This window comes from Vibrio palustris, from assembly GCF_024346995.1.
GTDB lineage: Bacteria > Pseudomonadota > Gammaproteobacteria > Enterobacterales > Vibrionaceae > Vibrio > Vibrio palustris.
Genome location: NZ_AP024887.1, coordinates 1,856,604 through 1,880,366, shown reverse-complemented (window position 1 = coordinate 1,880,366; position 23,763 = coordinate 1,856,604). Strand labels below are relative to the sequence as shown.

At 42.8% G+C, this 23,763-nt stretch carries 18 protein-coding genes, 1 other RNA gene and 1 pseudogene; 10 read left to right on the top strand and 10 right to left on the bottom strand.

Features of this window, described 5'->3' with window-relative positions:
• Window positions 1-146: 146 nt before the first annotated feature.
• Complete coding sequence (locus OCU30_RS08835; protein ID WP_159439090.1) at window positions 147-956, top strand: diguanylate cyclase; 810 nt, start codon at window positions 147-149, stop codon at window positions 954-956.
• 83 nt (window positions 957-1,039) lie between these two features.
• Here the strand turns inward: OCU30_RS08835 and OCU30_RS08830 are convergent, their stop codons facing one another.
• The gene (locus tag OCU30_RS08830; protein WP_306345662.1) at window positions 1,040-1,270 is read right to left on the bottom strand and encodes an NAD(P)/FAD-dependent oxidoreductase; all 231 of its coding nucleotides are present in this window, start codon (window positions 1,268-1,270) and stop codon (window positions 1,040-1,042) included.
• 109 nt (window positions 1,271-1,379) lie between these two features.
• On the opposite strand from OCU30_RS08830, the gene OCU30_RS08825 reads away from it, so the two are divergent.
• Together OCU30_RS08825 and OCU30_RS08820 are read left to right on the top strand one after the other, a co-directional pair.
• Complete coding sequence (locus OCU30_RS08825; protein WP_077312085.1) at window positions 1,380-3,149, top strand: M61 family metallopeptidase; 1,770 nt, start codon at window positions 1,380-1,382, stop codon at window positions 3,147-3,149.
• 363 nt (window positions 3,150-3,512) lie between these two features.
• Window positions 3,513-4,652, top strand: a complete 1,140-nt coding sequence (locus OCU30_RS08820) for a hypothetical protein (protein WP_077312087.1) — start codon at window positions 3,513-3,515, stop codon at window positions 4,650-4,652.
• 76 nt (window positions 4,653-4,728) lie between these two features.
• Here the strand turns inward: OCU30_RS08820 and OCU30_RS08815 are convergent, their stop codons facing one another.
• The 3 genes from OCU30_RS08815 to OCU30_RS08805 all read right to left on the bottom strand — a co-directional run bounded on the left by OCU30_RS08815 (window position 4,729) and on the right by OCU30_RS08805 (window position 10,169).
• On the bottom strand, window positions 4,729-6,768 hold the full coding sequence (locus OCU30_RS08815; protein WP_235861815.1) for a methyl-accepting chemotaxis protein: 2,040 nt from the start codon (window positions 6,766-6,768) through the stop codon (window positions 4,729-4,731).
• A 238-nt stretch (window positions 6,769-7,006) separates the two neighbouring features.
• Window positions 7,007-8,668: a sensor domain-containing diguanylate cyclase gene (locus OCU30_RS08810; RefSeq protein ID WP_077312091.1), complete on the bottom strand. Its 1,662-nt coding sequence runs from the start codon at window positions 8,666-8,668 to the stop codon at window positions 7,007-7,009.
• The gene (locus OCU30_RS08805) at window positions 8,661-10,169 is read right to left on the bottom strand and encodes a bifunctional metallophosphatase/5'-nucleotidase (protein WP_077312093.1); all 1,509 of its coding nucleotides are present in this window, start codon (window positions 10,167-10,169) and stop codon (window positions 8,661-8,663) included. Before OCU30_RS08805 ends, OCU30_RS08810 begins: the two co-directional genes overlap by 8 nt.
• A gap of 457 nt (window positions 10,170-10,626) precedes the next feature.
• On the opposite strand from OCU30_RS08805, the gene norR reads away from it, so the two are divergent.
• The 3 genes from norR (at window position 10,627) to OCU30_RS08790 (ending at window position 15,123) form a co-directional block, all read left to right on the top strand.
• Window positions 10,627-12,159 carry a nitric oxide reductase transcriptional regulator NorR gene (gene norR, locus OCU30_RS08800; RefSeq protein WP_077312095.1) on the top strand — a complete coding sequence of 511 codons (1,533 nt, stop codon included), beginning with the start codon at window positions 10,627-10,629 and terminating at the stop codon, window positions 12,157-12,159.
• A 166-nt stretch (window positions 12,160-12,325) separates the two neighbouring features.
• Entirely contained in the window at window positions 12,326-13,987 is a 1,662-nt protein-coding gene (hcp, locus tag OCU30_RS08795; protein ID WP_077312097.1) for a hydroxylamine reductase, read from the top strand.
• Between the two features lie 74 nt (window positions 13,988-14,061).
• Complete coding sequence (locus OCU30_RS08790) at window positions 14,062-15,123, top strand: FAD-binding oxidoreductase (RefSeq protein WP_077312099.1); 1,062 nt, start codon at window positions 14,062-14,064, stop codon at window positions 15,121-15,123.
• A gap of 75 nt (window positions 15,124-15,198) precedes the next feature.
• Here OCU30_RS08790 and OCU30_RS08785 read toward each other — a convergent pair whose 3' ends face one another.
• Window positions 15,199-16,656, bottom strand: coding sequence for an RICIN domain-containing protein (locus tag OCU30_RS08785; protein ID WP_159439091.1), 1,458 nt, complete (start codon window positions 16,654-16,656; stop codon window positions 15,199-15,201).
• A 400-nt stretch (window positions 16,657-17,056) separates the two neighbouring features.
• Here OCU30_RS08785 and OCU30_RS17320 point away from each other — a divergent pair.
• Window positions 17,057-17,140: pseudogene (locus OCU30_RS17320) on the top strand (integrase core domain-containing protein); the annotation flags it as partial.
• Window positions 17,141-17,494: 354 nt separating this feature from the next.
• Here the strand turns inward: OCU30_RS17320 and ssrA are convergent.
• Window positions 17,495-17,861, bottom strand: a transfer-messenger RNA (tmRNA) gene (gene ssrA, locus OCU30_RS08780).
• Window positions 17,862-17,926: 65 nt separating this feature from the next.
• On the bottom strand, window positions 17,927-18,412 hold the full coding sequence (gene smpB, locus OCU30_RS08775) for an SsrA-binding protein SmpB (RefSeq protein WP_077312103.1): 486 nt from the start codon (window positions 18,410-18,412) through the stop codon (window positions 17,927-17,929).
• Between the two features lie 264 nt (window positions 18,413-18,676).
• Between smpB and OCU30_RS08770 the strand changes: the two genes are divergently transcribed.
• Both OCU30_RS08770 and OCU30_RS08765 read left to right on the top strand, forming a co-directional pair.
• Complete coding sequence (locus OCU30_RS08770) at window positions 18,677-19,108, top strand: SRPBCC family protein (protein WP_077312105.1); 432 nt, start codon at window positions 18,677-18,679, stop codon at window positions 19,106-19,108.
• Window positions 19,108-19,410, top strand: a complete 303-nt coding sequence (locus OCU30_RS08765; protein ID WP_077312107.1) for an RnfH family protein — start codon at window positions 19,108-19,110, stop codon at window positions 19,408-19,410. The genes OCU30_RS08770 and OCU30_RS08765 overlap by 1 nt, the downstream gene beginning before the upstream one ends.
• A 125-nt stretch (window positions 19,411-19,535) precedes the next feature.
• Here the strand turns inward: OCU30_RS08765 and bamE are convergent, their stop codons facing one another.
• The 3 genes from bamE to nadK all read right to left on the bottom strand — a co-directional run bounded on the left by bamE (window position 19,536) and on the right by nadK (window position 22,771).
• Complete coding sequence (gene bamE, locus OCU30_RS08760) at window positions 19,536-19,895, bottom strand: outer membrane protein assembly factor BamE (protein WP_077312109.1); 360 nt, start codon at window positions 19,893-19,895, stop codon at window positions 19,536-19,538.
• Between the two features lie 205 nt (window positions 19,896-20,100).
• Complete coding sequence (gene recN, locus OCU30_RS08755; protein ID WP_077312111.1) at window positions 20,101-21,768, bottom strand: DNA repair protein RecN; 1,668 nt, start codon at window positions 21,766-21,768, stop codon at window positions 20,101-20,103.
• Between the two features lie 118 nt (window positions 21,769-21,886).
• Window positions 21,887-22,771, bottom strand: a complete 885-nt coding sequence (gene nadK / locus OCU30_RS08750) for an NAD(+) kinase (protein ID WP_077312114.1) — start codon at window positions 22,769-22,771, stop codon at window positions 21,887-21,889.
• A gap of 144 nt (window positions 22,772-22,915) precedes the next feature.
• Here nadK and grpE point away from each other — a divergent pair, with 144 nt between their 5' ends.
• A complete protein-coding gene (gene grpE / locus OCU30_RS08745; RefSeq protein WP_077312116.1) occupies window positions 22,916-23,542 on the top strand; it encodes a nucleotide exchange factor GrpE in 627 nt (208 codons plus the stop codon).
• Window positions 23,543-23,763 lie beyond the last annotated feature (221 nt).

Genomic DNA, 23,763 nt, shown 5'->3' with positions numbered 1-23,763 from the left:
GTTTTTTTTGATAATTACCCCTTTGGTTGTATTTTTTCTCATGTATAAGACTTAAGGAAACTATTGTCATATAATATTTGTCATTAATGATAGTAACTAAACCCCTATCATTATTTTATAATAATAATAAAATCAAGGCGGTAAATATGCCACTAAGCTCAAATACCCCGAGTAACCTAAAACCTGTTTTTATCGACAAACTTCGAAAATCAGCCATAAGAGATTTGTTTATTATTGCGGGCGTTTTTTTTACGGCTTTATCGCTAGTCGTTGTTTTTCATTTAGAGCCATCCGAGCAGTTGTTGGCTAACGTAAAATATAATAATTTGTTAGAAATAAATGAGATTCTTTTACTTATTATTTTTTCTGGATTTTGCGCTTTTATTTATATTTGGAGACGATTTCAGGATATAAAACTCATAAATAAAGAATTTGTGCATAAAGCCTATTTTGATGATATGACTCAATTACCGAATAGAGCGTTAGCGTTTGAGCGTTTAAAGAAACAAATGTTACATACCAGAAGAGGCGGGCATTTTGCTGTAGCGTTTATAGATTTTGATCGTTTTAAAGTCATAAATGATACTTACGGACATCATGTTGGAGATGAGTTGTTACGACAAGTTGGTAAACGGTTAGCAAGTGTTGTAATGGAGGGTGAAATGATAGCTCGCTTAGGCGGTGATGAGTTTTTATTTGTCTCTCCACTGGATGAGTCTTGCGATATTGAAGCCGTTATGGCTCGCATTAAGTCTACGAGAAAAGAGACTTTTACTATTAGCCATACAGAGCTTAATGTCGACTATAGTATCGGCGTTGCCATTTATCCCGATGATGGCGAAACAATATCTGAACTACTGAAATCTGCAGACACCGCGATGTATCATGCCAAACTACAGGGGGATGAATACTGTATTTATACCAAACCTGAGACAAAAAGCTTATCGTTTCATTAGGGGAGGATAATTACTCGTTATTAAATGGGCTGTATGCATATTAGTAACCGCGTGAATATAGAGATAATACAATGAAGTGTTATTTAAAAGCGCCCAAAACGATAAGGGGTCGGATCGGTCAATAGCTCAGTGTCCATTATGAGGTCCGCCGCAAGTTGCCCAGCGGCAGGTCCTGTGCCAAAGCCGTGCCCTTTTAACCCACTCGCGAGAATCAAGCCCGGCATTGCGTCGATATGATCAATTACTGGATTAGAATCTGGAGTTACCTCAATGATTCCGGCCCAAGCTTCCTCTATCTGGGCTTGTTTAAACACAGGCCATACCTTTATATGCGTTACTTTATTTTTAATCTAATAAGGAGAGATTGTATTTATCAATGTTTATCTGCATAGTTAGTATTTTTATGTTTAAGGCTATGCACTTATGATTCATTATCACATTACTGCGATCGATCCGGTAGCTCATCTATTTTCAGTCTCTATGACCATAGATTCTCCCCAAGCACAGACCGAAGTGTGGCTACCCGCATGGCTGCCAGGTAGTTATATGATTCGAGATTTTGCAAAGAATCTCATTGGCTTGCAAGCTTATGATCAGAATAAGCAGCCTCAATCTGTAACTCAATTGGATAAGCAGCGCTGGTTGATTGATTGTGATGGTTCACAACTCCACTTGAATTATCAAGTCTATGCGTGGGATATGTCAGTACGTACCGCGCATCTCGACCAAACTCATGGTTTTTTCAATGGCAGTAGTGTGTTTTTAGCCGTAAAAGGCTTAGAGCGTAGCACTCATTATGTCGAGATTGGCGCGCCTCAAGGTTTAGAGCATTGGCAGGTAGCGACAACATTGCCACGTGTAACTGGCGGCGATTTTGAATTTGGTCGCTTTTATGCGAACGATTATGAAGCTTTGATTGATCACCCTGTGGAGATGGGAACATTCACGGTCGGCACATTTGAAGCTTGTGGCGTGAGGCACGATGTCGTGTTAACTGGGCGCCATTATTGTCATATGCCTCGTCTCCTGCGAGATCTTAAAGCCATCTGTGAAACCGAAATCCAGTTTTTTGGAACTCCTGCACCTTTTGAGCGATATGTGTTTATGACTCATGTAGCAAAAAATGCGGGTGGCGGGCTAGAGCATCGTGATTCTACGGCATTACATTGTTCTCGTAATGAGTTGCCTACGAGTGATGATGAGCCTATGAGTGATGATTATCGTAATTACTTAACGCTCTGTTGCCATGAATATTTCCATTCGTGGAACGTCAAGCGAATTAAACCTGCCGTATTCACGCCTTTCAATCTACAAAGTGAAACCTACACGCCTCAATTATGGGCATATGAAGGGATTACTTCTTACTACGAAGAGTTACTGACATACCGCAGTGGCTGTGTTGATAAAACAGGATACCTAGATTTACTGGCGAAAACGTTCACTCGTGTATATCGCGGTGCGGGTCGCCTTCAGCAAAGTCTCAATGAATCGAGCTTTAATGCTTGGACCAAATTTTATAAACAAGATGAAAATGCAATCAATGCAATTGTTAGTTATTACACTAAAGGTGCTTTATTTGCACTCTTTTTAGATCTTACTATTCGCAAAGAGACCGACGGGAAACAGTCGTTAGACGATGTGATGCGGTCACTTTGGCAAGATTATGGGGTTACTGGAATAGGCACCGATGATGATACGCACCTAAACATTGTGAGTGAGATCCTCGGACGTGATGCCAGCCCAGAGTTTGCATGGCTCGATAAAGCAGAAGATTTACCTTTAGAATCACTACTCGCAGAGTTTGGCGTTGCAATGACGTTGCGAGCCAGTAATAGGAATGGCGATCAAGGTGGCGGTGATTCTCCAGGGTTAATTTATGGTTTCGGTGCACGTTATCGTCCCGAAGGCTTGGGGGTGCGTATTATGAATGTTGCCAATGGCTCGCCAGCGCATCAGTGTGGCCTAAGTCATGCTGATTTGTTAATTGCAGCCGATGGTTTACAAGTAAGCAGTGGTTTTGAACAATCGTTATCCGTATTTAAACAAAAATCAAGTATCACTTTACATTGGTTCCGAGATGATGTGCTGATGAGTGGTGAAATGCCGATTGAAAGTGCTAAAAAAGATACCATATTCTTGGCTTTGCAAGACGAATCTAAAATTCAGCAATGGCTCGACTCATCGGTAGAGTGAGTGTGTGTGGATGCGTAGATAACTGTGATAAATGTCTGCCTTTAACTCTTAGTGATTAATATTGGTAAGAAGTGAATCACATTCCTTATGAGTGTGGCTTGTTGTAAAAATGGTTTCACCTTATGTTGATTCCACAGCGTAGGATTGTAACTGCTTAGCAGGCAAGACCTGACACTCTTCTCATAATGCGTTTTATAAAGCGTTTTCATCATGTGGAAGGTGTCGGGTCTTTTTATTTTATGCTGATAAAAACCGGATTGTTACCTGAAAAGGGCAAAACCTGAAGTCACATAGCGCAAGCTATGGGGGGTCAGGTTTTTTTATTCCTATAAAACCTACAAACGTGAAAGCAGAGGTCCACCCATGAAAACATTACTTTCATCCTCAATATTATTAGCATTATCTAGTATTAGTGTTAGCGCATATAGCGCCCCACACGATGATGGCAACTGGATCGAAAGCTACTCCGATCCAAATTATGGCAGTACTTTAGAGCAGTTTACCGATTTAGATGAAGGGTCGCGCTGGTATTACAACTTGCGTCTACAGGCGACTGCGTCTGCGGGAGAGTCACTGGAGCATAATGCCAACAAAATAGAAGCAAGTTTGCGGTTACGAGGAAAAACCATGTTTACCGACGATCTAGGTTTCATGGGAGACTTCTGGTTAAAAGCACGTGAAAATTACAACCAAGAAGATGGTGTAACGACCAATGCGTATGATGATTTGGATGAAGATGCAGCTTGGGAAAACTTGATTTTTGGTATTGAGTCAAACAAATATGGCTCGATTGCCTATGCTAAACATACCTCTAACTGGGCTATTTTTGCCGCAGATATTGGTATGCATGGTCAATTTAATATTCAAGGAGAAGCGGGCGGTAAAAATGCCGGTAAAATCATTTATAAAAACTTTTTCTCAAACAATCTATTTGTACATACCAGCTACGATCGTAACTCGGATATCGTCGGTATCGATATTGGTTACCAAACCGCGAATATTTACCCTTTTTATCCAGACTCTTATGGTATTTATGCCTCCGTGCATAATGGGCAGCCCTCGTTAAATAATGGCTATCAAAAAACCATTATCGGTAACGTTGATCAAAGTAAAGATATTAAATCCGATACTGACTTTAATCGCCATAGTGATGACTTATACACTTACTCATTATCTGGTTATAAACAGTTTGGTATGAATGGTCGGTTTGGCTCAGTCTTGGCTTATTCAGAACGCGAAGACGGAGAAACTAAACGAGAAATACGTGAGCGTGGATATACCAAAGGCGGTTTGGGCTTTTCAGCCTCTGCAACTTATGAATATTTTCCAGAGAACATTGAAGGGTGGGGAGCGGCTGTCACCGCTTCACATGATGAGTTTAGTGATCAATTTGTTCCCCAAGTGTATTACTGGTTCCACCCGCAAATGCGTATGTGGGCGGGCCATGTATTTACCTCACATGGTGAAGAGTCGACACAAATAGAATTTCAAATCGATTACTAACATAAGCTATTGTAAAAAATAAAAAAGTAGGTCATCTAGAGTGATGACCTACTTAAAAACGACATTGAATCTTTAGTTAAACTTTGAATTTAGATACTTGATCATCGAGCTCATGATAAAGCTGGTTAAGCGCTGTAAATTGCGTGCGAATATTGCCGGCCGCATCATTAACCCCATCTGTTTGATCTTTCATATTGACTAAGTTTCTACTAATTTCATTGGACACTTCAGATTGCTCATTGGTGGATAGTGCCGTTTGTTCAGATAAATCACGTACCGCGTTGAGCGATGTATTCAACGCATCAAATACCGCAATCACATTATCAAAGTTGCTTGCCGCATCAGTCGCGTTGCCTTTACTCATTTTAATTGCATCAAAGGCGTCATTCACGCTCTGAGTAAATTGATTTATCATTTCTTCTATTTTATTGGTGCTTTCCCCTGTTTGTGTCGCTAGAGTGCGAACTTCGTCGGCGACAACAGCAAAACCGCGGCCAAACTCTCCGGCTCGCGCTGCTTCAATGGCGGCATTCAGCGCCAAGAGGTTAGTTTGTTCAGAAATACCGCGAATGACTTCGAGTACGGAATAAATAGATTGCGTATTTTTCTCAAGCTCTTCGGCTTTGGTCATTGTGATTTCAATGTTACCGACTAATGATTCTATCGTGGTATGCGAAGAGTTAATGGCTTGACGACCTTGCTCGATATTCTCAGAAGATTTGTTGGATTCTTCTGATGTATTACTAGCCACGTTTGCCATTTGATCCGTCGACATAGACATTTCATTGGCGGCTGTCACAATTGAATCACAGGAATTCGCCAAGACTTTGGTAATGCCACTCACCGAGTGAGCTACTTTATCGAGTTGTTGAGTCGATTCGCCCAATGCCGCACTTTTTTGTTTAACGACACGCATAGTGCCTTGTAAGTTATCTAAGAAGCCATCAAATTGCGCCGATAAGTCTCCGAGTTCATCTTTAGCCTCTGAGTTAATTCTTGCCGTAAGGTCACCATCGCCTTCCGATATTTCTTTGATGCGTTTAGATAAGCTTTTCACATTGTTAGTAATTTTCTTCGGTACGATATAACCTAAACCAAATGCAAAGATAAAGCCGACGATAATGATCACAATCGCTATATTTTGGATACGTTCAGTCGTATTGACGACTTCTTGTTCCATTTTACGTCCGTGTTGTCGTACGGTTTCGCCCGCTTTATCTAACAGATCACGGATATTATTAAATGCTTTATCAGCGGATATGAGGGTGTCGTAACGCTCTACTGATTGTCCGAATTCATCGGACTTGAGCAGTATCAGACTTTGATTAAGCCACTCCGTAAAGAGATCGTTAAATTCATCATAGTCATTGATATAGCCTGGAGCATTTTGCATTAAAGACTGAAAAGAGCGAACGCGAGTGATTGCTTGTAATGCGTTTTCATCGAATAAATGTTTGTTTTGTTGATAATCGCCAATGTTGGATAGAATATCTTGTTGTGCCAGCCTAGCTTGATACATATCTCGATCCGCGTTGAGAACTTTGGCAATAGCATTTAAATATCGATCCATTACAACTGGTTGTACTGGCGTATCAGAGGCTTGCCAGTTATTAACTGTTTTACGTAATTGTGCTTCCATTTCATCGAGCATATTTCTCAACGTTCTAAATTTAGCGTTTATCGTATCAAACTGTTGATCAACATGAATTTTTGATTGATAGCCACTTGTGACATCTTTACTCCTATTTACCCAAGTTTGATATAACGTATCAAAATCACTAAATGGCGCGAGTAGTTCAGGTTCGTCTTCCAAGAACTTACGATATTTGTGAAAACGGTCGTATACTTGCTGCGCATTTTCTTCGAATGTTTTTTGCTGTTCAGCTTTATCCCCATAGTCAGTGAGCATTTCAGCTTGAGCGAGGCGCGCTTGATAAATATCTCTATCAGCGTTTAGAACGACTGCGATTGCTTCAAAATAAGACTGAGTCTGTGTCTTCATTGCATCACTTTCATATTTTAGTAATGCCTGCATAAAAATGAATAGCCCTAAAAGCAGTAGTGCCAATAAAATGATAGGAAGCATCATTTTTAAGCGAATGGAGTGTATTCTCATAGCGGCCTCATGTTCGGTCGATGTTCAAACTGGGTGACAGGTAAGTATAAATTTTAGTTTAGGAAGGGTTTATAAGCTTATCAAATTGCTTGAAGGGGAAATAGGGAGTGTTAAGTCACAAACTAGGCGGAAAAATTTAATGATAAACTTATTATATTCATTAATTTTTGAGTTAATATATTGGCTTAAATGTCATGTCGATATAAAGACATTTTTTATTTTATCCAAGCTACCGAATTTAGTTAGAATACATTTCCCATCGGTTTCGGCCGTTTCCTTTTGCTTGATAAAGCGCTTGGTCTGCCTCCTCGGTTGTAGGTATGACGAGGTGCGTATTAATAGTATGGCTAACTGAAATACCAATACTGATCGTCAGATGTTGAGCGACTTGGCTAAATAAGTGTGGTATTTGGGCCTGATTGATAGCCGCTAAGATATTATTCGCAACGGTTTTTGCCCCTTCTTGTGACGTGTCAGGCAATAATATAATGAACTCTTCGCCACCGTAACGTGCGACAAAATCGGATTGACGAGATAGCTGCGCAGACAGAATGTTTGCGACCTGCTGTAAACAGCGGTCTCCGTCCACATGGCCATAATTATCATTAAATTGTTTAAAATAATCCACATCTAGTATCATTATCGCAAGTGACTGTTGCTGTCGTTGACATAAATTCGCAATATGACCGTAGTATTCATCAAACGCTCGTCGATTCGCGATTCCGGTCAGTGGGTCCTTCTGCGTCATATCCTTTAATGTGGCGGTTTGTTTTTCGATGGTGCTCGCGTAAAGCTCAAAACTTTGCGCAAGTTGAGTGATTTCATCATGTCCTGTAATCGTTATATCTTGTTGCGGATCTTTTCTGCGTTGCTGAACTTGATTTCGCAATTTTTTCAGCCGCTTGATGATAAAGTAGTGAATGAAAATAGCGAAACCAATATAGCCAATAAATATACTTAAGAACGTTAAACTTGCGTGCTCAATCTGTTTTCTTACTAAAAATGAAGTTTTAGATGCATCAGACGTGACCGTGGAATTCATTAAGAAAGATTGAAATTCGGTGAGCCGCGCGTAATCCGATATTAAGTTACTGACAAAGTTACCGCGACTCCGTACCTTACTGACCAATTTAAGTTGGGCGATACGCAAGGCGATGATACCAGTTTCAGGCGCTAAAATAACATCGTGCAGTGTATGTATATCTTCTTGTTTCTGCGGGGTTAATGCAACGTTATGCTCATCGATAATTGTGTTTAACTCATGAAATTGAGATCGCAATTTTTTACGTTGCTGACGAATAAGATTAATATCTTCAACCGTTAGTAATTCGCCTGTTAGCATAATGATATTGGCGAAAGTCATTTTCCATGGTGTGTCTTGGTGAGTGTTTGATAATTTATCAATATAGTCACAAAGATCATCACGAACTTGATACATAATCTTTTGTTGCTGAGATAAATGCGCTTTAATGGTGAGTTTTTTTACGACTAATTCGTCCAAAATAACAATTTCTTGTTGGAATAACGCTAATTGCGAACGATTGTAAGAGTCTTTTGTTCCCGCTTGGTCATTGGCATAGGCTTGAGAAATTTGTTGTTCAATCCCGCCCATTGCAATTCTGCGCATGGCTTCTGAATTTGCCATGGTTAATTGCTCAGTCTTACCTCTTAATGAATTCATATAGGCATATAAGTTTCCGGAATGAATAACATTAGGGAGAGACTGTTCACTGATCTTGGTTATTGTATTTTCAAACGTTTTTAATTTGGAGTAAGTCGCCAGTGATAATGCCAAAATGGCACAAATAAAAGTGACAATACCAATATTGATGATACTGGCTAATGAGTAATATTTTGGGGGAGAGCTCACGTCGCCGTTAGCGGTAGTTTTCTTAGTCATGGTTAGCTCCCTTTATAAATATACGCCGCGTTTGGGGAGCGGATAATGTTGGTTTACGGCGCAAAAAATTAATGACGACATCAGAGATAAGTGGCGTAGCTTGCTGACTAAACGCAACCGTTTCAGCATGCATAAAAGACGTATAACCATCTCCGCCTTCCCTTAAGAAATCCGAAGTTGCCAGTGTATAGTCTTGGTCCAATTGTACAGCTTTATCGTGAATCAGTAGTTGGCTTATCCGTTTGCCTTTAGGCTTAGAAAAATCGACATGAAAACTCATGCCTGACACCTGCGGAAATGCGCCAGTTCCTTCAACATGGCCGACTTTGCTAACCCCGTTTTCTAATGCGTCTTGGAGTTGCTGTCCGGTTATTTTCAATATTTGTATATGATCGCGATACGATAACGCGGCCAGAACATCACCATAAGTTAAATGATATCCAGAGGGATACGTCTTATTTGTACGGATAGTTCCACCATTAATCAAGGCGATGTCGCTATGACTGCCGATACGCATGGCATCTGTAACAACATTACCAAAGGCATTTTCAGACGTTCTAACTGCGCTTCTATGTAGGTCTAATGACGAGGTAAGTTGAGTCAACGGTTGATTAAACAGTATGGAAAAACGGCGACTGTAATCTTTCACTTGTTGTTGTATGAACGGGTCTGCTGGCAACTCGGCTAGGGGAACCATTTGCGTGGTTATCGAATATTGCTCAGGTTGCGCTCGGGGCCAGGTTATCGTGATAGCAGCAGCGGTATTAGGTTTATTGATAAACACATCGCTATCAATAGGGCTCGGCTGAGAGCGAGTGTGGGAATCTATAAAGGGGTTTTGTCTTAAAATAATATCAACGACAGAGTCGTTGAGTAGAGACTGGCGGTGCGGGGTATTTTTATGTGCCATTAATATAACGAGTTGGGCACCTTGCTGACGAAGGGCTTGTGCTTGCTGGGTAATGACTGCCTTTCCATCATCGACGTGTAGGCGTGATAATGCGTAACCGGAGAAGTCGCTGGAATGGTCAGAAGCAAGAATACCAATTTTTATGCCATTTTTCTTTATGATGAGACTACGCTCTATACCATCAATATGGTTCTTTTCTGTCAATGTATCGGTCACATTGCTTAATACCATTGGAAATGCCGCTTCATAAGCGCGAAGAGACAGTTCATCGATAGAAAAAGTAAACTCTCTATCGGCGACAGCCATCGCATTGGGTTCTAAGTCGTTGAGCAAATCGATAATATGAGCGCCGCGATCCAGTGATGACATCAAACTAGGCGCAAGGCTAGACCCACCAAATAAAAACAGCGTTGGTTCTTGCTGACGATAGGTTCTAAGTAATGTTGCGAGTTGCGCGTAACTACCTTGCGGGCTGGTAATGTGATTAAGGTATCCTGTATAAACAATCGTTATCTGTTGTGTCGCGGCACTGACCGATGTTGTGAAAGACAAACACAGTAACATTAATAGTTTAACTGTATGACTTACCATTAAACTTCCTTCTATACGTAATTACGGAATCACTGCCATTGCGAGAGAGTGTTTATCATTGTTCATAAAAACGCAAAGGCTATGATTCTTCTCCCAGAGAGTAACCGAATCGGCTCAATACTCATACGCTAAGGTGAACACCTTTGAGTGTAGCTAAATACGCAGCTATATGGTTATTGTTTAATAATTAAAGATATTATTTTTTGTTCTGGTTGTGAGGTCGATAGAGTCAATATTATCGGGTGGTGCTCCTAACCAGTCGGTGATGGTTGACTGGACGACGCGATGCCGGCTTTGGAGCCGCTCTCAAAGTGAGAATGCCGAGACGTCTCTAATCGAGTTGTGATTACGCAGTTGATCGTTATCAATAAAACAGTCATTTCTCGCAACTTTCGATGTGCAAATATCATCAAATTGCTAGCATGACGCCATTCAGGCTATTGTGAGGGAAGGCGATATGACGATGGGCGTAAATCAAGTACTGCTTAATATTGCATTAAACTTAAGTTCTAATCGCTCTTATAAGGAGCAATATCAATATCTTATTGACGGTGTGGCTCAGGTCTTTCCCTGTGATGCGAGTTGTCTCTTTATTTTCGATGAAGAAGGTTTTCTTGTCCCTGTCGCGCAGCAAGGGCTATCCAGCTCGGTATTAGGGCGGCGTTATTTTCCTAACAATCATCCGCGCTTAGATGCGATTATTCATAGCCGAGAACCTGTTCGTTTTGCCGCTGACTGCACGCTGCCTGATCCTTTTGACGGAGCGCTTCTGACCGTTGAACACTGTATTGACGTTCATGATTGTATGGGAGTGAGCTTGTATGTTGAAGAGCAGTTGGTTGGCGTGTTAACGATTGATGCGTTAGCGGTAGGCGCGTTTGATACCATTGATATGATTGAGATTGAAACATTTGCAGCGCTCACCGCGGCGATGCTACGCAATATTTCTCAATTAAAAGCACTGAAAGCACAAAATCAGAAACAAAAAAGCGTGACCCAAACCCTGATTCAACAAGCCCGTTCTCAGCACGGTGAAATGGTGGGGGGAAGTGTGCAAATGCAGCAACTGCGTAATAATATTGCCACGGTTGCCCAGTCTGATTTTTCCGTCTTAATCACGGGGGAAACGGGGACGGGGAAAGAACTGGTTACCCATGCGGTACATGCACAGTCACATCGCCGAGATAAACCCATGATTTATGTCAATTGCGCCGCGCTACCGGAAGGCCTTGCCGAGAGTGAATTATTTGGGCATGTCAAAGGTGCATTTACAGGTGCCAATAGCCAACGAGCAGGTAAGTTTGAACTTGCTGATGGCGGCACGATTTTTCTTGATGAAGTAGGCGAATTGCCACTCATCTTACAAGCCAAATTGCTGCGTGTGATCCAACAAGGTGAATTGCAACGGGTGGGGAGTGATCAGCATTTGCTCGTCAATGTACGCATTATTGCGGCCACTAATCGTCAGTTAGAACAGGAAGTGGCGGCGGGGCGATTCCGCGTGGATCTTTTTCATCGCTTGAATGTATTCCCGATTCAAGTCCCTCCTTTACGAGAGCGTGATGGCGACATTCCGGTATTAACTGGCTATTTATTGGAAAAAGTGCGCCAGCAGTTTAATGCGCCAAATCTACATGTTCACCCTAAGGTGCTTCATCAAATCGAATCCTTACCTTGGTATGGCAATGTACGAGAACTGGAGCACGCCTTAACACGAGCTGCGTTACATGCGATTCGACAAGGTGAAAACACGATTATGCTCAGTCATTTTGACGCATCGTTATTTATGGATGATGTCAAAACAACATCATTTAATTTACCGGCAGAAAGCCAACCGTTACGCGAGCTGGTGGAGTGCTATCAACGGGAGTTGATAGAGCATGCGTTAGCAAAAACAGGGGGCGTTTGGGCAAAAGCGGCGCTATTTTTACAAATGGACCGCGGTAACTTGTACCGTATGGGAAAAAAATTAGGGATTAAACCCAACTGACACTCTTTAATGTGTCTTAATGACATCATAAGTGATGTTATTAGGACATCGTCCACTATAGTGTTATTATTTTAAATCCTTTAAATTCAATAAGTTAAATGTTGGCATGTATTCTGCTTTTAGTGATTAACATCATACGATGAACACAATCACTGGAGAAGCCAATATGTTCTGTATTCAATGTGAACAAACGATCCAAACCCCAAAAATTAAAGGGTGCTCTTTTGCGCAAGGTATGTGTGGTAAAACTTCTGAAGTTTCTGATTTACAAGATGTATTGGTGTATACCCTACAGGGCGTTTCATTCTGGGCAAGCCAAGCTGACCACTTTGATTTCTTTGATGATGAAGTGAATCGATGGGCGCCGAAAGCATTTTTTGCCACATTAACCAATGTTAACTTCGACCCAGAGCGTATTCTAGAGCTTGCTTCGCAAGCTGCCGTGTATAAAGACCGCTTAAAAAATCAGGTGATGACTGCGGCAACGCTTGCTAATACACCGTTAGATCCCCTTCCAGACGTTGCTCTTTTCGAATTACCTAAAACGGCCGAAGAAATTCTTGCATTTGCCCCACAGGCGGCGGTAAATCGCGGCAAAGAGTATGTTAACGACGATGTAATCGGCTTGCGCTTATTGTGTCTGTACGGCTTAAAAGGCGCGGCGGCGTACATGGAGCATGCGCGCGTATTGGGGCAAACCAACCGCGATATTTATTCGCAATATCATAAGATTATGGCTTGGCTTGGTACCAATCCAGATGATCTCAACGCGCTATTAGACTGCTCGATGCAAATCGGCTTGATGAACTACACCGTGATGGAAATGCTCGATGCGGGAGAAACCGATACCTTTGGTCACCCTGAACCAACATCTGTGAATGTGAAACCAGTTAAAGGTCAGTGCATTTTAGTTTCAGGACATGATTTACATGATCTCGAGAAAATTTTGCAACAAACCGAAGGAACAGGCATTAACGTATACACCAATGGTGAAATGCTGCCAGCTCACGGCTATCCACAGCTCAATAAATATCAACATCTAGTCGGAAATTACGGCAGCGCTTGGCAAAACCAACAAAAAGAATTTGCCAACTTTCCCGGTGCGATTGTGATGACATCGAACTGCTTGCTAAACCCGAATCTCGGTCAATACGCGGATCGTTTATTTACGCGCAGTATTGTAGGGTGGCCCGGAGTGCAGCACATAGAAGGGGACGATTTTAGTGCAGTGATTGCCTGCGCCCAGCAACAAGTCGGTTTTCAATACGATGAAATAGAACACCATATAACCGTGGGCTTTGGGCGCAATGCGTTAATGAGTGCCGCGCCGGCAGTGATCGATCAAGTGAAACAAGGGAATATCCGCCACTTTTTCCTTATCGGTGGGTGTGATGGTGATAAATCGGAGCGCAGTTACTACACCGATTTTACCGCGCAAGCGCCAGAGGATACGCTGATCCTTACCTTGGCGTGTGGCAAGTATCGGTTTAATAAAAATAGCTTTGGGGACATTAATGGCATTCCGCGTCTTTTGGATGTTGGGCAATGCAATGATGCTTATTCGGCTATTCAACTCGCGCTCGCGTTAGCGAAAGAGTTTGAGTGTGATATTAACGAACTGCCGCTGACATTAGTGCTTTCTTGGTTCGAGCAAAAAGCCATCGTAATTTTGTTGACGCTGTTTGCCTTAGGCGTCAAAGGTATTTACACCGGCCCGACAGCGCCTGCCTTTTTAACTCCGAATCTGATTGCCATCATGCAAGAAAAATTTGATATGCGCAGTATTAGTAATGTGCACGACGATCTAAAAACCATTCTGGCTGCCTAAGCCCATGCTAAGCGGTGTCTTCTTTACTGAAGACACGCTTATCACATCATTAGAGATGTAAATGAGGAAAGCCTATGTTTTTTGAATGGCATGGTCAGCAGCCAGTGATGCTGCGCTGCATTGATAAATACTATGAAACCTATGATACCGTCAGTATTAAATTGGCGGATTGCACCGAACCCCGACAATTTCAATATAAACCCGGCCAGTTTGTAACCCTGGGCATCTCTATCGATGGCCACATGGAACACCGCGCTTATTCGATCAGTTCACCGTCTCATGAACCCTATCTGCAACTGACCATTAAACGTGTGTCTGGCGGGAAAGTGTCTAATTACATAATTGATACACTGCAAGTCGACGATAAAGTACAGGTTTTGCCGCCGACAGGGCGCTTCAACTGTATTGACTGCCCACCAACGTATCACAAGGGGCAAGCGCAGGTATTATTAATCAGCGCAGGTTGTGGAATTACCCCAGTATTTGCTATGACGCAGCATTGGTTAAACCAAGCCACACCCGCTGAGAGGCCGGCCGATATTGTCTTTCTGCATAGTGCACGTAGCCCGGAAGCGACTATTTATTATGATCAGTTAGAAACGCTTGATGCGGTTTATGATAATTTTCATCTGCAACTGTTACTGAAAAATCGGGATGGTACTCAGCATACCCAAGGGCGTTTGCGCGAGTCACTGCTCCAAGCATTGGTGCCAGACTTACGGCAACGAAGCGTATATTTGTGCGGGCCAAGCCAATTTATGCAAGATGTAGCAACCTACTTGCAAGCGCTTGGCTGCGATATGGCTAACGTCTATCAAGAAAGTTTTACGCCCACTAGTCACAGTCACGCCAACGCCGAGCACGCTTCACAAACTGTGCAGGTTACGGTGCCTGACTATGCGCAAACCATTAATGCGCAACCCGGCCAACTGCTCGCCGATGTACTCGAAGAGGCAGGTTTACCAATAGTGACAGCGTGCCGTAGTGGGATTTGCGGCTCTTGTAAGTGCCGAGTGCAGCACGGTGAGGTATCGTCGCTTAGCCAAGAAACCTTGAGCGAAGAAGAAATTGCGCAAGGTTATGTGCTGGCGTGCTCGGCAACCATTAACACAGACGTAGAAGTGGAGCTGGGGTAGGAGGCAGACAGCAAGCGACGGCTTAAGATTAACCTAAGCCGCCGCGGTATTGCTTGCTCACGATTTGAGGCTGAGTTATTGAACTTTATCTAAGCGAAAGAGCTGGTTATCACGATTGGCGACACAGCGACTTTGCATTAAATTGGCGCCATTTTGAGCCGAGTTATCGGCAACAGTTAAGCATTTATCACTGTGTAAATTAATGATGCGCCATAATCCGGTGCCTGCGCTTTTAAAACGAAATAATTGCCCAGTACCGCCCCAGTAATTCCAAAGCATCGCATTCGCCCCGTCGTTGTTGCTCATATCCTCTATATCAATAGCGCTTGATGGGCTGACAACCGGCGAAATACGGTGCCACATACCGCTTACTGGCGATATGGTAAAGTGTTGGCAGGTATTATCGAGCCATGCCCATTGCGAGAGATTAGTGCCATTTGCGGTATCGCAGTTGTTGACATCCACCGCCATATTACTATGCGCAGGTGTGAGGCGATAAGTACCAGAAATCACACTGTTGTTGCCATAGCTGGGTTGCTGACCGATAGCGTTGCACCCGTTCACATGAATACTGGAATTATTGGTGCGCACCAACTGGCAGTTAGGACGATTGATGCTATTGGTGACTGTACCTGCTAAAACATGTGTGTTGGTCGCATCTTCTAAAAAAATGCCTTGTTCGGTGGCTTGATCAATATCGACATAGTCAATCGTTGTGCCGTGACTGCGTGATACGCTAAAGAAGCCTCGTCCAGATTGGCGAGAATAGACGCTTTTCACATGAATATTGGGGCCATTATCATTAGCGACCCGAAACGTTGCGTAGCCACCATTAATATTATTGCGTTCTCCCCACACGTTGCCCACTTCGGCATTACGCGAGTCATTAAGAATCAAGCCACATCCGCCATTATTGGTCACGGTCACATCGCCGATGTTGATGCCGTCAATGCCATAGGTTTCAATTCCATGGCCTGTCGCGCCATCGATATTAATATTACCGGTGATGGTTAAATTACGAGCATTGCGCGTTGAGGAATCAACACGAATTCCCAAACCAACAGGATTTTGACCATTTAATGCCATGGTGATGTTCTCTAACGTCACATTCGAACACCCTCGAAACCACACGCCATAACGAGGTGCGCCTTCGACATGTAAATTACGCACCGTAATATCATCGCGGCGATCACAATAGACGGGCACGACAAGGTCGCCGCCATTCGCCGTTACAGTATGATTATGAAAGTCGAGCGTTTGCCCAGGCTGTGGCCGCATACCATAGACGTTACCGCCATCACTACCACTCACGCCAGAATTACGAATATGAATCGTGCCACTGGTGAACGTATCTGCCGCGGCATTCACCGCATCGAACATGCGACTACCGCGATAAACAACGCGACCATCCACAGCAGCCTGCCACGTACTGCCACTTTTAGTGATCTCAGCATCCGCCCAAGTTGCTTGAGCGTATAAACTCAAACAGGCAAGCAGTGCGAATTGGCGCAAGAATTGGTTTATTTTTTCCATATTGCATTCCTTATGCATTGATGTGAAGCTTTATGCATAATAATCATAATGGATTTTCGTAATCTCTGAGCGTGGATGATTATTTTTTTGAAGCAAGCGTTAACTTTAGAATTGTTACCTGTGTATGCGGGGCGTCAGCAGCGCACCGCCTACCAAACTTCGTAGTTATACAAAACGTGACGACACTTATTTTAGGAGTGAATGCTGGCGGGTAAGTTGAATACTGTTTTAAGCAGGCAGATCGTGTGCCTGCTGATTCAGTTCATCGTATTTAAACGTTTTGATTGTGCTTTAAATTATTCATTGTCGTAAGCACGAATGATATCTGTTTCAGCCTGAGATATTGATAATGGGAGAACGATTTGAGCTGAGAAGAACTTAACTAGTTTATCTAACTAAAAGGCGTCTAGGAAATCAGTGGCGATTCAGAGAATACAACGAAGAGCGCCCTCATGGTGCACTGAATGATCTGACCCCATGGTAATATTTAATGAAATATGAACAGGCTGAAAACTCTAATTATGAGTGTAACTAATTAGGGGAGGTTTACAAAGCTGCACAATTAACCCTAGATAAGAACTATCCAGCGACTGAGATTACCCAAGCTATAAATGTTGTACAGTGGGGTCTACAACTCATAAAAGAGTTTAGGGGGAAGCTGAAATCTTCAAATATGGTGCCCCAAAATATCTTGGATATGAGTATAGGGTAAATCATTGGGTGCTAAAAACGTGAGCAGATATGAGACAGAATAAGACAGTGAAGTGAGTTAACTAATTGAATTTCAGTGTTTTTAGATACAAAAAAGGCCACCCGAGGGTGGCCTTTTCCAAACGTTTGGTGGAGCTGGCGGGAGTTGAACCCGCGTCCGAAAATCATTCATCTTTGGTACTACATGCTTAGTCGATCTTTAATTTCGCCATCCACCTGCGAACCGACACGCGAGCGAATGACTAACCTGAATTATATCTCGCGATTCATCCCTCAGGTGGGGGAATCCACGCCAGCTTGTTTTTGTTTGATCTTTTGAACTCCCCGTCCTACAAGCAGAGGCTAGGGCAAAAGAGCTCTCAGCAGGTTATTAAGCTGCTAGTGCGTAGTTTTCGTCGTTTGCGACTATTTTTTGCGGCTTTTTAACGAGGCCTACCGCAACCTCGGCATGCACCTTAGACTGCAAAATTCCCGTCGAATCCTGAATCAGCCCCAGTGTTAAGAAGATAGTAACAGATTTTTTGAACCTGTCTACCTTCTATTATTCAAGTGGTTACTATTAACGCATTCCACTCTTCATAATTCTTGCTTTCTGGCGTTGCCAGTCTTGCTCTTTTACGGTTTCACGTTTGTCATGAAGCTTTTTACCTTTCGCAACACCGACTTTAATCTTCGCCCAAGAGCGAGACCAATACAATGACAGTGCGATTAACGTCATACCTTCACGGTTAACTCGTCCGAACAAGTTATCAATTTCACGGCGTGATAGCAATAACTTACGCACACGCGTGGGGTTGGCGACAACGTGAGTAGACGCTTGTTGCAGAGGAATGAGGTTCATTCCTGAGATATACGCTTCTCCGTCTCGCAGAAATACGTAACTTTCTGCGATATTCGCTTTACCTTGGCGAAGTGATTTCACTTCCCAACCTTGCAGCTCAAGCCCCGCTTCTACTTCATCTTCAATAAAGTATTCGTGGCGAGCTCTTTTATTTAGCGCGATGGTATTGCTACCCGCTTTATCTTTAGATTTCTTTTTTACCATAGTGGGCGCATTATACGGATTAGTTAGTGTTATGAAAATGCTTTTCTTTTGAATCAAGCTTTGATGTAGCATACGGGCATGAGCACACAGAAACAAGCACTTGTATGACGCTAGACGTTAATTATGTCACACCATCATTGTTTAACTACATGAGGGCTGTGTGATAGGTTTTCAAGTGTTGTTTATAATCCATATGTGTAGACTTGAGCCGGAGCAAGGTAGGCAGTACAATCACTCTTTGCCGGAATGTCATGAGGAGAAAAGATGAATCAAGTAAGTCGTTCTGCGTTAGTCTCTTTTAGTGCAGAGCAGATGTTTCATCTGGTCAACGATGTCGCGAGTTACCCTGAGTTTCTGCCGGGGTGTTCGGGAGCGCGGGTGTTGGAATCTACCGATGAGATGATGGTCGGCGCGGTCGATGTCTCGAAAGCTGGCATCAAGAAAACATTTACTACACGTAACGATCTCACTCAAAAGAATACGATTCTTGTGGAATTGGTTGATGGCCCGTTTAAATCGTTGAAAGGGGGGTGGTATTTTACTCCGCTGGATGAGCAGGCGTGCAAAGTAGAACTGAAATTAGAGTTCGAGTTTTCTAGTAAGATGGTTGAGTTAGTCTTTGGAAAGATTTTTAATGAACTCACTAATAACATGGTGGATGCTTTTACACTACGCGCTAAACAGGTATATCAATAATGAGTGAAGAAAACGCGATGATACACGTGGAAGTGGTGTATGCACTTCCTCATGAGCAACGTGTTATTAACGTCATGGTCAAACAAGATATGACGGCCGAGCAGATTATTGAGCAATCAGGGGTACTAACGATGTACCCAGAGATTGATCTCGATAAGAACAGTATTGGGGTGTTTTCTCGTAATATTAAGCGTAATGCAACGGTACGAGATGGCGATCGCATTGAAATCTATCGGCCTTTACTGGCAGATCCTAAAGAAATTCGTCGTAAACGAGCAGAGCAAGCAAAACAGAAAACGTGATATTTAAAGCGCTTGCAACTGGTTGTGCGTATGTCGATAAATACATCGCTCATTGAATTCAATAAAAAAGCTCGTTATTCAACGAGCTTTTTTTATGCAATTGCTTTTCAGAACACACCACGAAACTAGTTCATACTTTTGTAAAAACTTTTACCTACCTTGTAATCGCCTGAGATTTTAACGAGTTTGTCTTCGTCATTAAACTTAGCGATCAGGTTTTTTTGTATATTGTCATCATGTCCGTGGGTGTGAGAATAGATGTAGTACCAAGTGTTTGGGTATCCATTTTCGACTAGCATAGGGGTGCCTAACACATAACGAACTTGGTCTTTAGACATACCAAACTTAAGTTGGTTGATTTCTTTTTGATCGATATAGTTTCCCTGATTAATATCGATTCTATAGACCAAACGCTCAACAACGGAGCAGCCTGAAAGCATTGTCAGGGCTAAGGGGAGGGCGATAAGCCACTTGGTTAACTGCATATTCAAATATTCTGTACTTATAGTAATGGGCTCAAAAACTCGACTGATAATAAACAAGCTCAGAGCAGAAGTAAAAACATCATCTTCTTCCTGAACTTATTAAGACTACGAATTTTGAATTTGGTTGCAAACTTACACGAAAAAATCATTTTTCTATGTAAGTGATGAGCGATTCTCATCCATTATTACGCGCTTCGCAACCCATTTATGCCGCAATTAACAGCTCTTTAGCATTCGCTAATGTTGTTGAGGTTATTTCACTACCACCAAGCAGGCGTGCTAGCTCTTCAATACGCTCTTCATGCGAGAGCTTAATCATTTGGGTTTCAGTCATGCCAGATTTGGTTTGTTTTGCAACAAACATTTGGTTATGCCCACAACCCGCGACTTGCGGCAAGTGAGTCACACACAACACTTGAGTGGACTCTCCTAATTTACGCAGCATTTTGCCGACAACAGCGGCCGTTGGGCCGGAAATACCCACATCAACCTCATCGAAAATCAAGCTTGGAGTATCGACTTTTTGTGCGGTGATGACTTGAATCGCGAGTGACATACGCGATAGCTCACCACCGGAGGCGACTTTAGCAATGGGCTGTAATGGCTGACCTGGGTTGGTGGAAACTAAGAAAGTAACCGCATCAAACCCGAGTGGTGATGGGTGTTCTTGAGCATTGATCTCAATTTTGAACTGCGCTTTTTCCATGCTGAGTTCATGCATACTTTGAGAGATCAACTTATCGAGCTCTTTCGCGTAGCGATTACGTGATTTATGCAGTTTTTCGGCAATCGTTACCAAGCGCTGATATTTCTCGGCGACGTCTTCTTCGTACTCTGCCATTTTCTCATCTGAGCAGTCGAGCTGTTCAATTTGTTGCAGCAAGGCTTGATGATGACTATAAAGTTCATCTGGTTGCACTTGGTGTTTGCGTGCCAGTGACATGATTTTTGAATAGCGAGATTCTACGAATGCCATCCGATCTGGATCAACATCGATATTATCCAAATAGGCACGTAGTTCACTGTTGGCTTCTTCAAGTTGAATCATCGCATCGGAGAGCATAGTTGGCAGGCTAGCTAATTGTGCATCCATTTCAGCGAGTTCTGTCAATGTGTTACTTGCCGTTTGGAGCATGCCTATTGCGTTTACATCATCCCCTTCATAGAGAATATCAATGGCTTTTTGGCAGTTCATTGCCAAATCTCCACTGTTAGACAGACGTTTAAACTCGCTTTCAAGATCAGTAAATTCGTCTTCGCCAATGCTTAATTCATTGAGTTCTTTAATTTGATATTCGAGTAGCTGAAGCTGCGCTTGGTTGTGCTGGCTGTTTTCTTGCAATTGGCGTAATTGATTATTTGCCTGACGCCAGTTTTGATAAGCAATACGGGTTTTTTTCAACAGTTCATGGTGGCCGGCGTATTGATCAAGCATGGCAAGCTGTTGTTCATTTTTCATCAGCTGTTGATGGGCATGCTGTCCATGAATATTGATCAATAGCTGTCCCAATGCTTTGAGTTGCGAAAGAGGAACGGGGCTGCCATTGATAAAAGCGCGTGAGCGGCCTTCTTTAGTAATGGTTCGGCGTAATATACAGTCTTTATCGTTGCCGTCCATTAGGTCGTTATCTTCTAACCAACGGATGGCATTGACGTTGCTATCTAAAATAAAGGTCGCACATACCTCGGTCTTTTGTTCACCTTGACGCACAATGCCCGCTTCAGAACGCCCGCCTAAACAGAGGCTTAATGCATCTATTGCGATGGATTTACCCGCACCTGTCTCACCGGTTATGGTGGTCATGCCTGCGGCAAGATCGAGTTGTAGTGACTTAACAATAGCGAAATTGTTGATACTTAAATTAGCCAGCATATTATTGCACCTGTATAACTGAACAACACTGTATAGCTAAACAGTATATACTGTTTGCCTATACAGTAAAGTTATACAGGTGTTTTCTTTTCAAAACACAATAAAATGTGATCTTTCTCTAAAACAGTTTGCTCGACCAGCCTAATTTATTTCGCAGAATACGGTAGTAATTATAGTCCTTGGGATGAATCAGCTTGAGCACGTTAGGGCTTTGATAAATATGGACTTCATCTCCTGGGGTTACAGGGAGTGTGACTTGGCCATCGCAACTCACTTCTTGATTTTGCACATTATTAGGGGAAACCACTAACTTTATACGCCGTTTACTGTCTACTACCAGAGGGCGGCTGGATAATGTATGTGGAAACATGGGTACTAACGTAATGGCATCAAGTCCTGGTGATAAAATAGGGCCGCCACCGGAGAGTGAGTAGGCAGTAGATCCGGTCGGGGTCGAAATAATTAGCCCATCAGAGCGCTGTGAAAATGCGAAGTTATCGTCAATGTAGACTTCAAACTCCGTCATACGTGCTACTTGGCCTGGATGGAGCACCGCTTCATTTAGCGCAGAGTTATGACTTTTGATTTGCCCATGACGATGAATTTCCGCCTGTAAGAGAAAGCGTTTTTCTTCGATGTAGTTGCCTTCGAGAACTTGTGTCAGCCCCTCACAGACTTCATCGGGCTTTAAGTCGGTGAGAAAGCCAAGGTTACCTCGGTTAACGCCAATGACAGAAATGTCAAAGCGGGAGAGGACTCGAGCGGCACCAAGCATATTGCCGTCGCCACCTACAACAATGGCAAGGTCGGCTTTTTGGCCAAGTTCAAGTAACGAGGCAAATTGCGAGTCGGGAATGTCAGGTAAAATCTCAGCCAGGCGTTCATCAACATACACAGGGTAGTTAAGAGAAGTAAGCCAATGGTAAAGCTCTTTATGTGTTTGAATCGCGTGTGTGTCACGAGGTTTACCTATGATAGCTATCACTTCAAATGGTTTTTTCATATGCTTTCCAACCGAATAGGGCTTGAATCAGAAATCTTCATCCCCATAATAAAGGCAAGTCATACTTTTATGCGAATTTTTGTGTCACGAAAAAGACGAGAATTCGATTCCTAACCACATAGAGAGTGGAATTCTGGAGATATCATGAGCAACGAAGAAAACAAAATCCAAGAAGAAGAGCTACAACAAGACGCGACAGTCGAAGAAGTTGCAGCAGACGCCGTTGGTACAGACGCCGATGTTGATTGGAACGAAACCATCATCGATGAAGAAGGCGAAGTGCTGGAAGATGACCAAGAAACGAAAGTTGCTCAGCTAGAAGCGGCATTGCACGCGAGCCAAGAGCAAGTGAAAGAACAGAAAGATGCAGTACTACGTGCTAAAGCCGATGTAGACAACATGCGTCGTCGTTCTGAACAAGAAGTCGACAAAGCGCGTAAATATGCGTTGAGTCGTTTTGCTGAAGAGTTGTTACCCGTTATTGACAACCTTGAGCGTACTATGCAGGCCGCTGACGCTGAAAATGAAGCGGTTAAACCGCTTTATGAAGGTGTTGAGCTAACCCATAAAACATTCGTAGATACGATTGAGAAGTTTGGTTTAACGCCTATTAACCCTGAAGGTGAAGCGTTTAATCCTGAACTGCATCAAGCCATGTCGATTCAAGAGAGCGAAGATCATGAACCAAATATGGTGATGTTTGTGATGCAAAAAGGCTACTTATTGAATGGCCGTGTGGTTCGTCCTGCAATGGTTATGGTTTCAAAATAAATCCATCGCTCACGATAGGTGAGCAGGATGGTTGAAATAAAAAAGTCGGTGCGTACCGGCTTTTTTATTGGTATTTCCGGTTTTTGTTGAGTAAATGCCGTTTTCGGTCATCTAAACAGCCAAAAAATCGAGAAATTTTAATTTTTTTTCTATGACTCCCTTGAAAAGGATATATACGCCCTTATCTATGGGTCATAGAGAAGCAAACTTGATACGTTTAG

What these genes read in the sequence shown, in the direction of transcription:
- OCU30_RS08810 (WP_077312091.1), bottom strand. Translation starts at nt 8,668, where the DNA reads ATGACTAAGAAAACTACCGCTAACGGCGACGTGAGCTCTCCCCCAAAA.
- OCU30_RS08785 (WP_159439091.1), bottom strand. Translation starts at nt 16,656, where the DNA reads ATGGAAAAAATAAACCAATTCTTGCGCCAATTCGCACTGCTTGCCTGT.
- OCU30_RS08820 (WP_077312087.1), top strand. Translation starts at nt 3,513, where the DNA reads ATGAAAACATTACTTTCATCCTCAATATTATTAGCATTATCTAGTATT.
- OCU30_RS08805 (WP_077312093.1), bottom strand. Translation starts at nt 10,169, where the DNA reads ATGGTAAGTCATACAGTTAAACTATTAATGTTACTGTGTTTGTCTTTC.
- OCU30_RS08825 (WP_077312085.1), top strand. Translation starts at nt 1,380, where the DNA reads ATGATTCATTATCACATTACTGCGATCGATCCGGTAGCTCATCTATTT.
- OCU30_RS08790 (WP_077312099.1), top strand. Translation starts at nt 14,062, where the DNA reads ATGTTTTTTGAATGGCATGGTCAGCAGCCAGTGATGCTGCGCTGCATT.
- OCU30_RS08765 (WP_077312107.1), top strand. Translation starts at nt 19,108, where the DNA reads ATGAGTGAAGAAAACGCGATGATACACGTGGAAGTGGTGTATGCACTT.
- OCU30_RS08815 (WP_235861815.1), bottom strand. Translation starts at nt 6,768, where the DNA reads ATGAGAATACACTCCATTCGCTTAAAAATGATGCTTCCTATCATTTTA.
- nadK (WP_077312114.1), bottom strand. Translation starts at nt 22,771, where the DNA reads ATGAAAAAACCATTTGAAGTGATAGCTATCATAGGTAAACCTCGTGAC.
- OCU30_RS08835 (WP_159439090.1), top strand. Translation starts at nt 147, where the DNA reads ATGCCACTAAGCTCAAATACCCCGAGTAACCTAAAACCTGTTTTTATC.
- bamE (WP_077312109.1), bottom strand. Translation starts at nt 19,895, where the DNA reads ATGCAGTTAACCAAGTGGCTTATCGCCCTCCCCTTAGCCCTGACAATG.
- OCU30_RS08770 (WP_077312105.1), top strand. Translation starts at nt 18,677, where the DNA reads ATGAATCAAGTAAGTCGTTCTGCGTTAGTCTCTTTTAGTGCAGAGCAG.
- grpE (WP_077312116.1), top strand. Translation starts at nt 22,916, where the DNA reads ATGAGCAACGAAGAAAACAAAATCCAAGAAGAAGAGCTACAACAAGAC.
- recN (WP_077312111.1), bottom strand. Translation starts at nt 21,768, where the DNA reads ATGCTGGCTAATTTAAGTATCAACAATTTCGCTATTGTTAAGTCACTA.
- norR (WP_077312095.1), top strand. Translation starts at nt 10,627, where the DNA reads ATGACGATGGGCGTAAATCAAGTACTGCTTAATATTGCATTAAACTTA.
- smpB (WP_077312103.1), bottom strand. Translation starts at nt 18,412, where the DNA reads ATGGTAAAAAAGAAATCTAAAGATAAAGCGGGTAGCAATACCATCGCG.
- hcp (WP_077312097.1), top strand. Translation starts at nt 12,326, where the DNA reads ATGTTCTGTATTCAATGTGAACAAACGATCCAAACCCCAAAAATTAAA.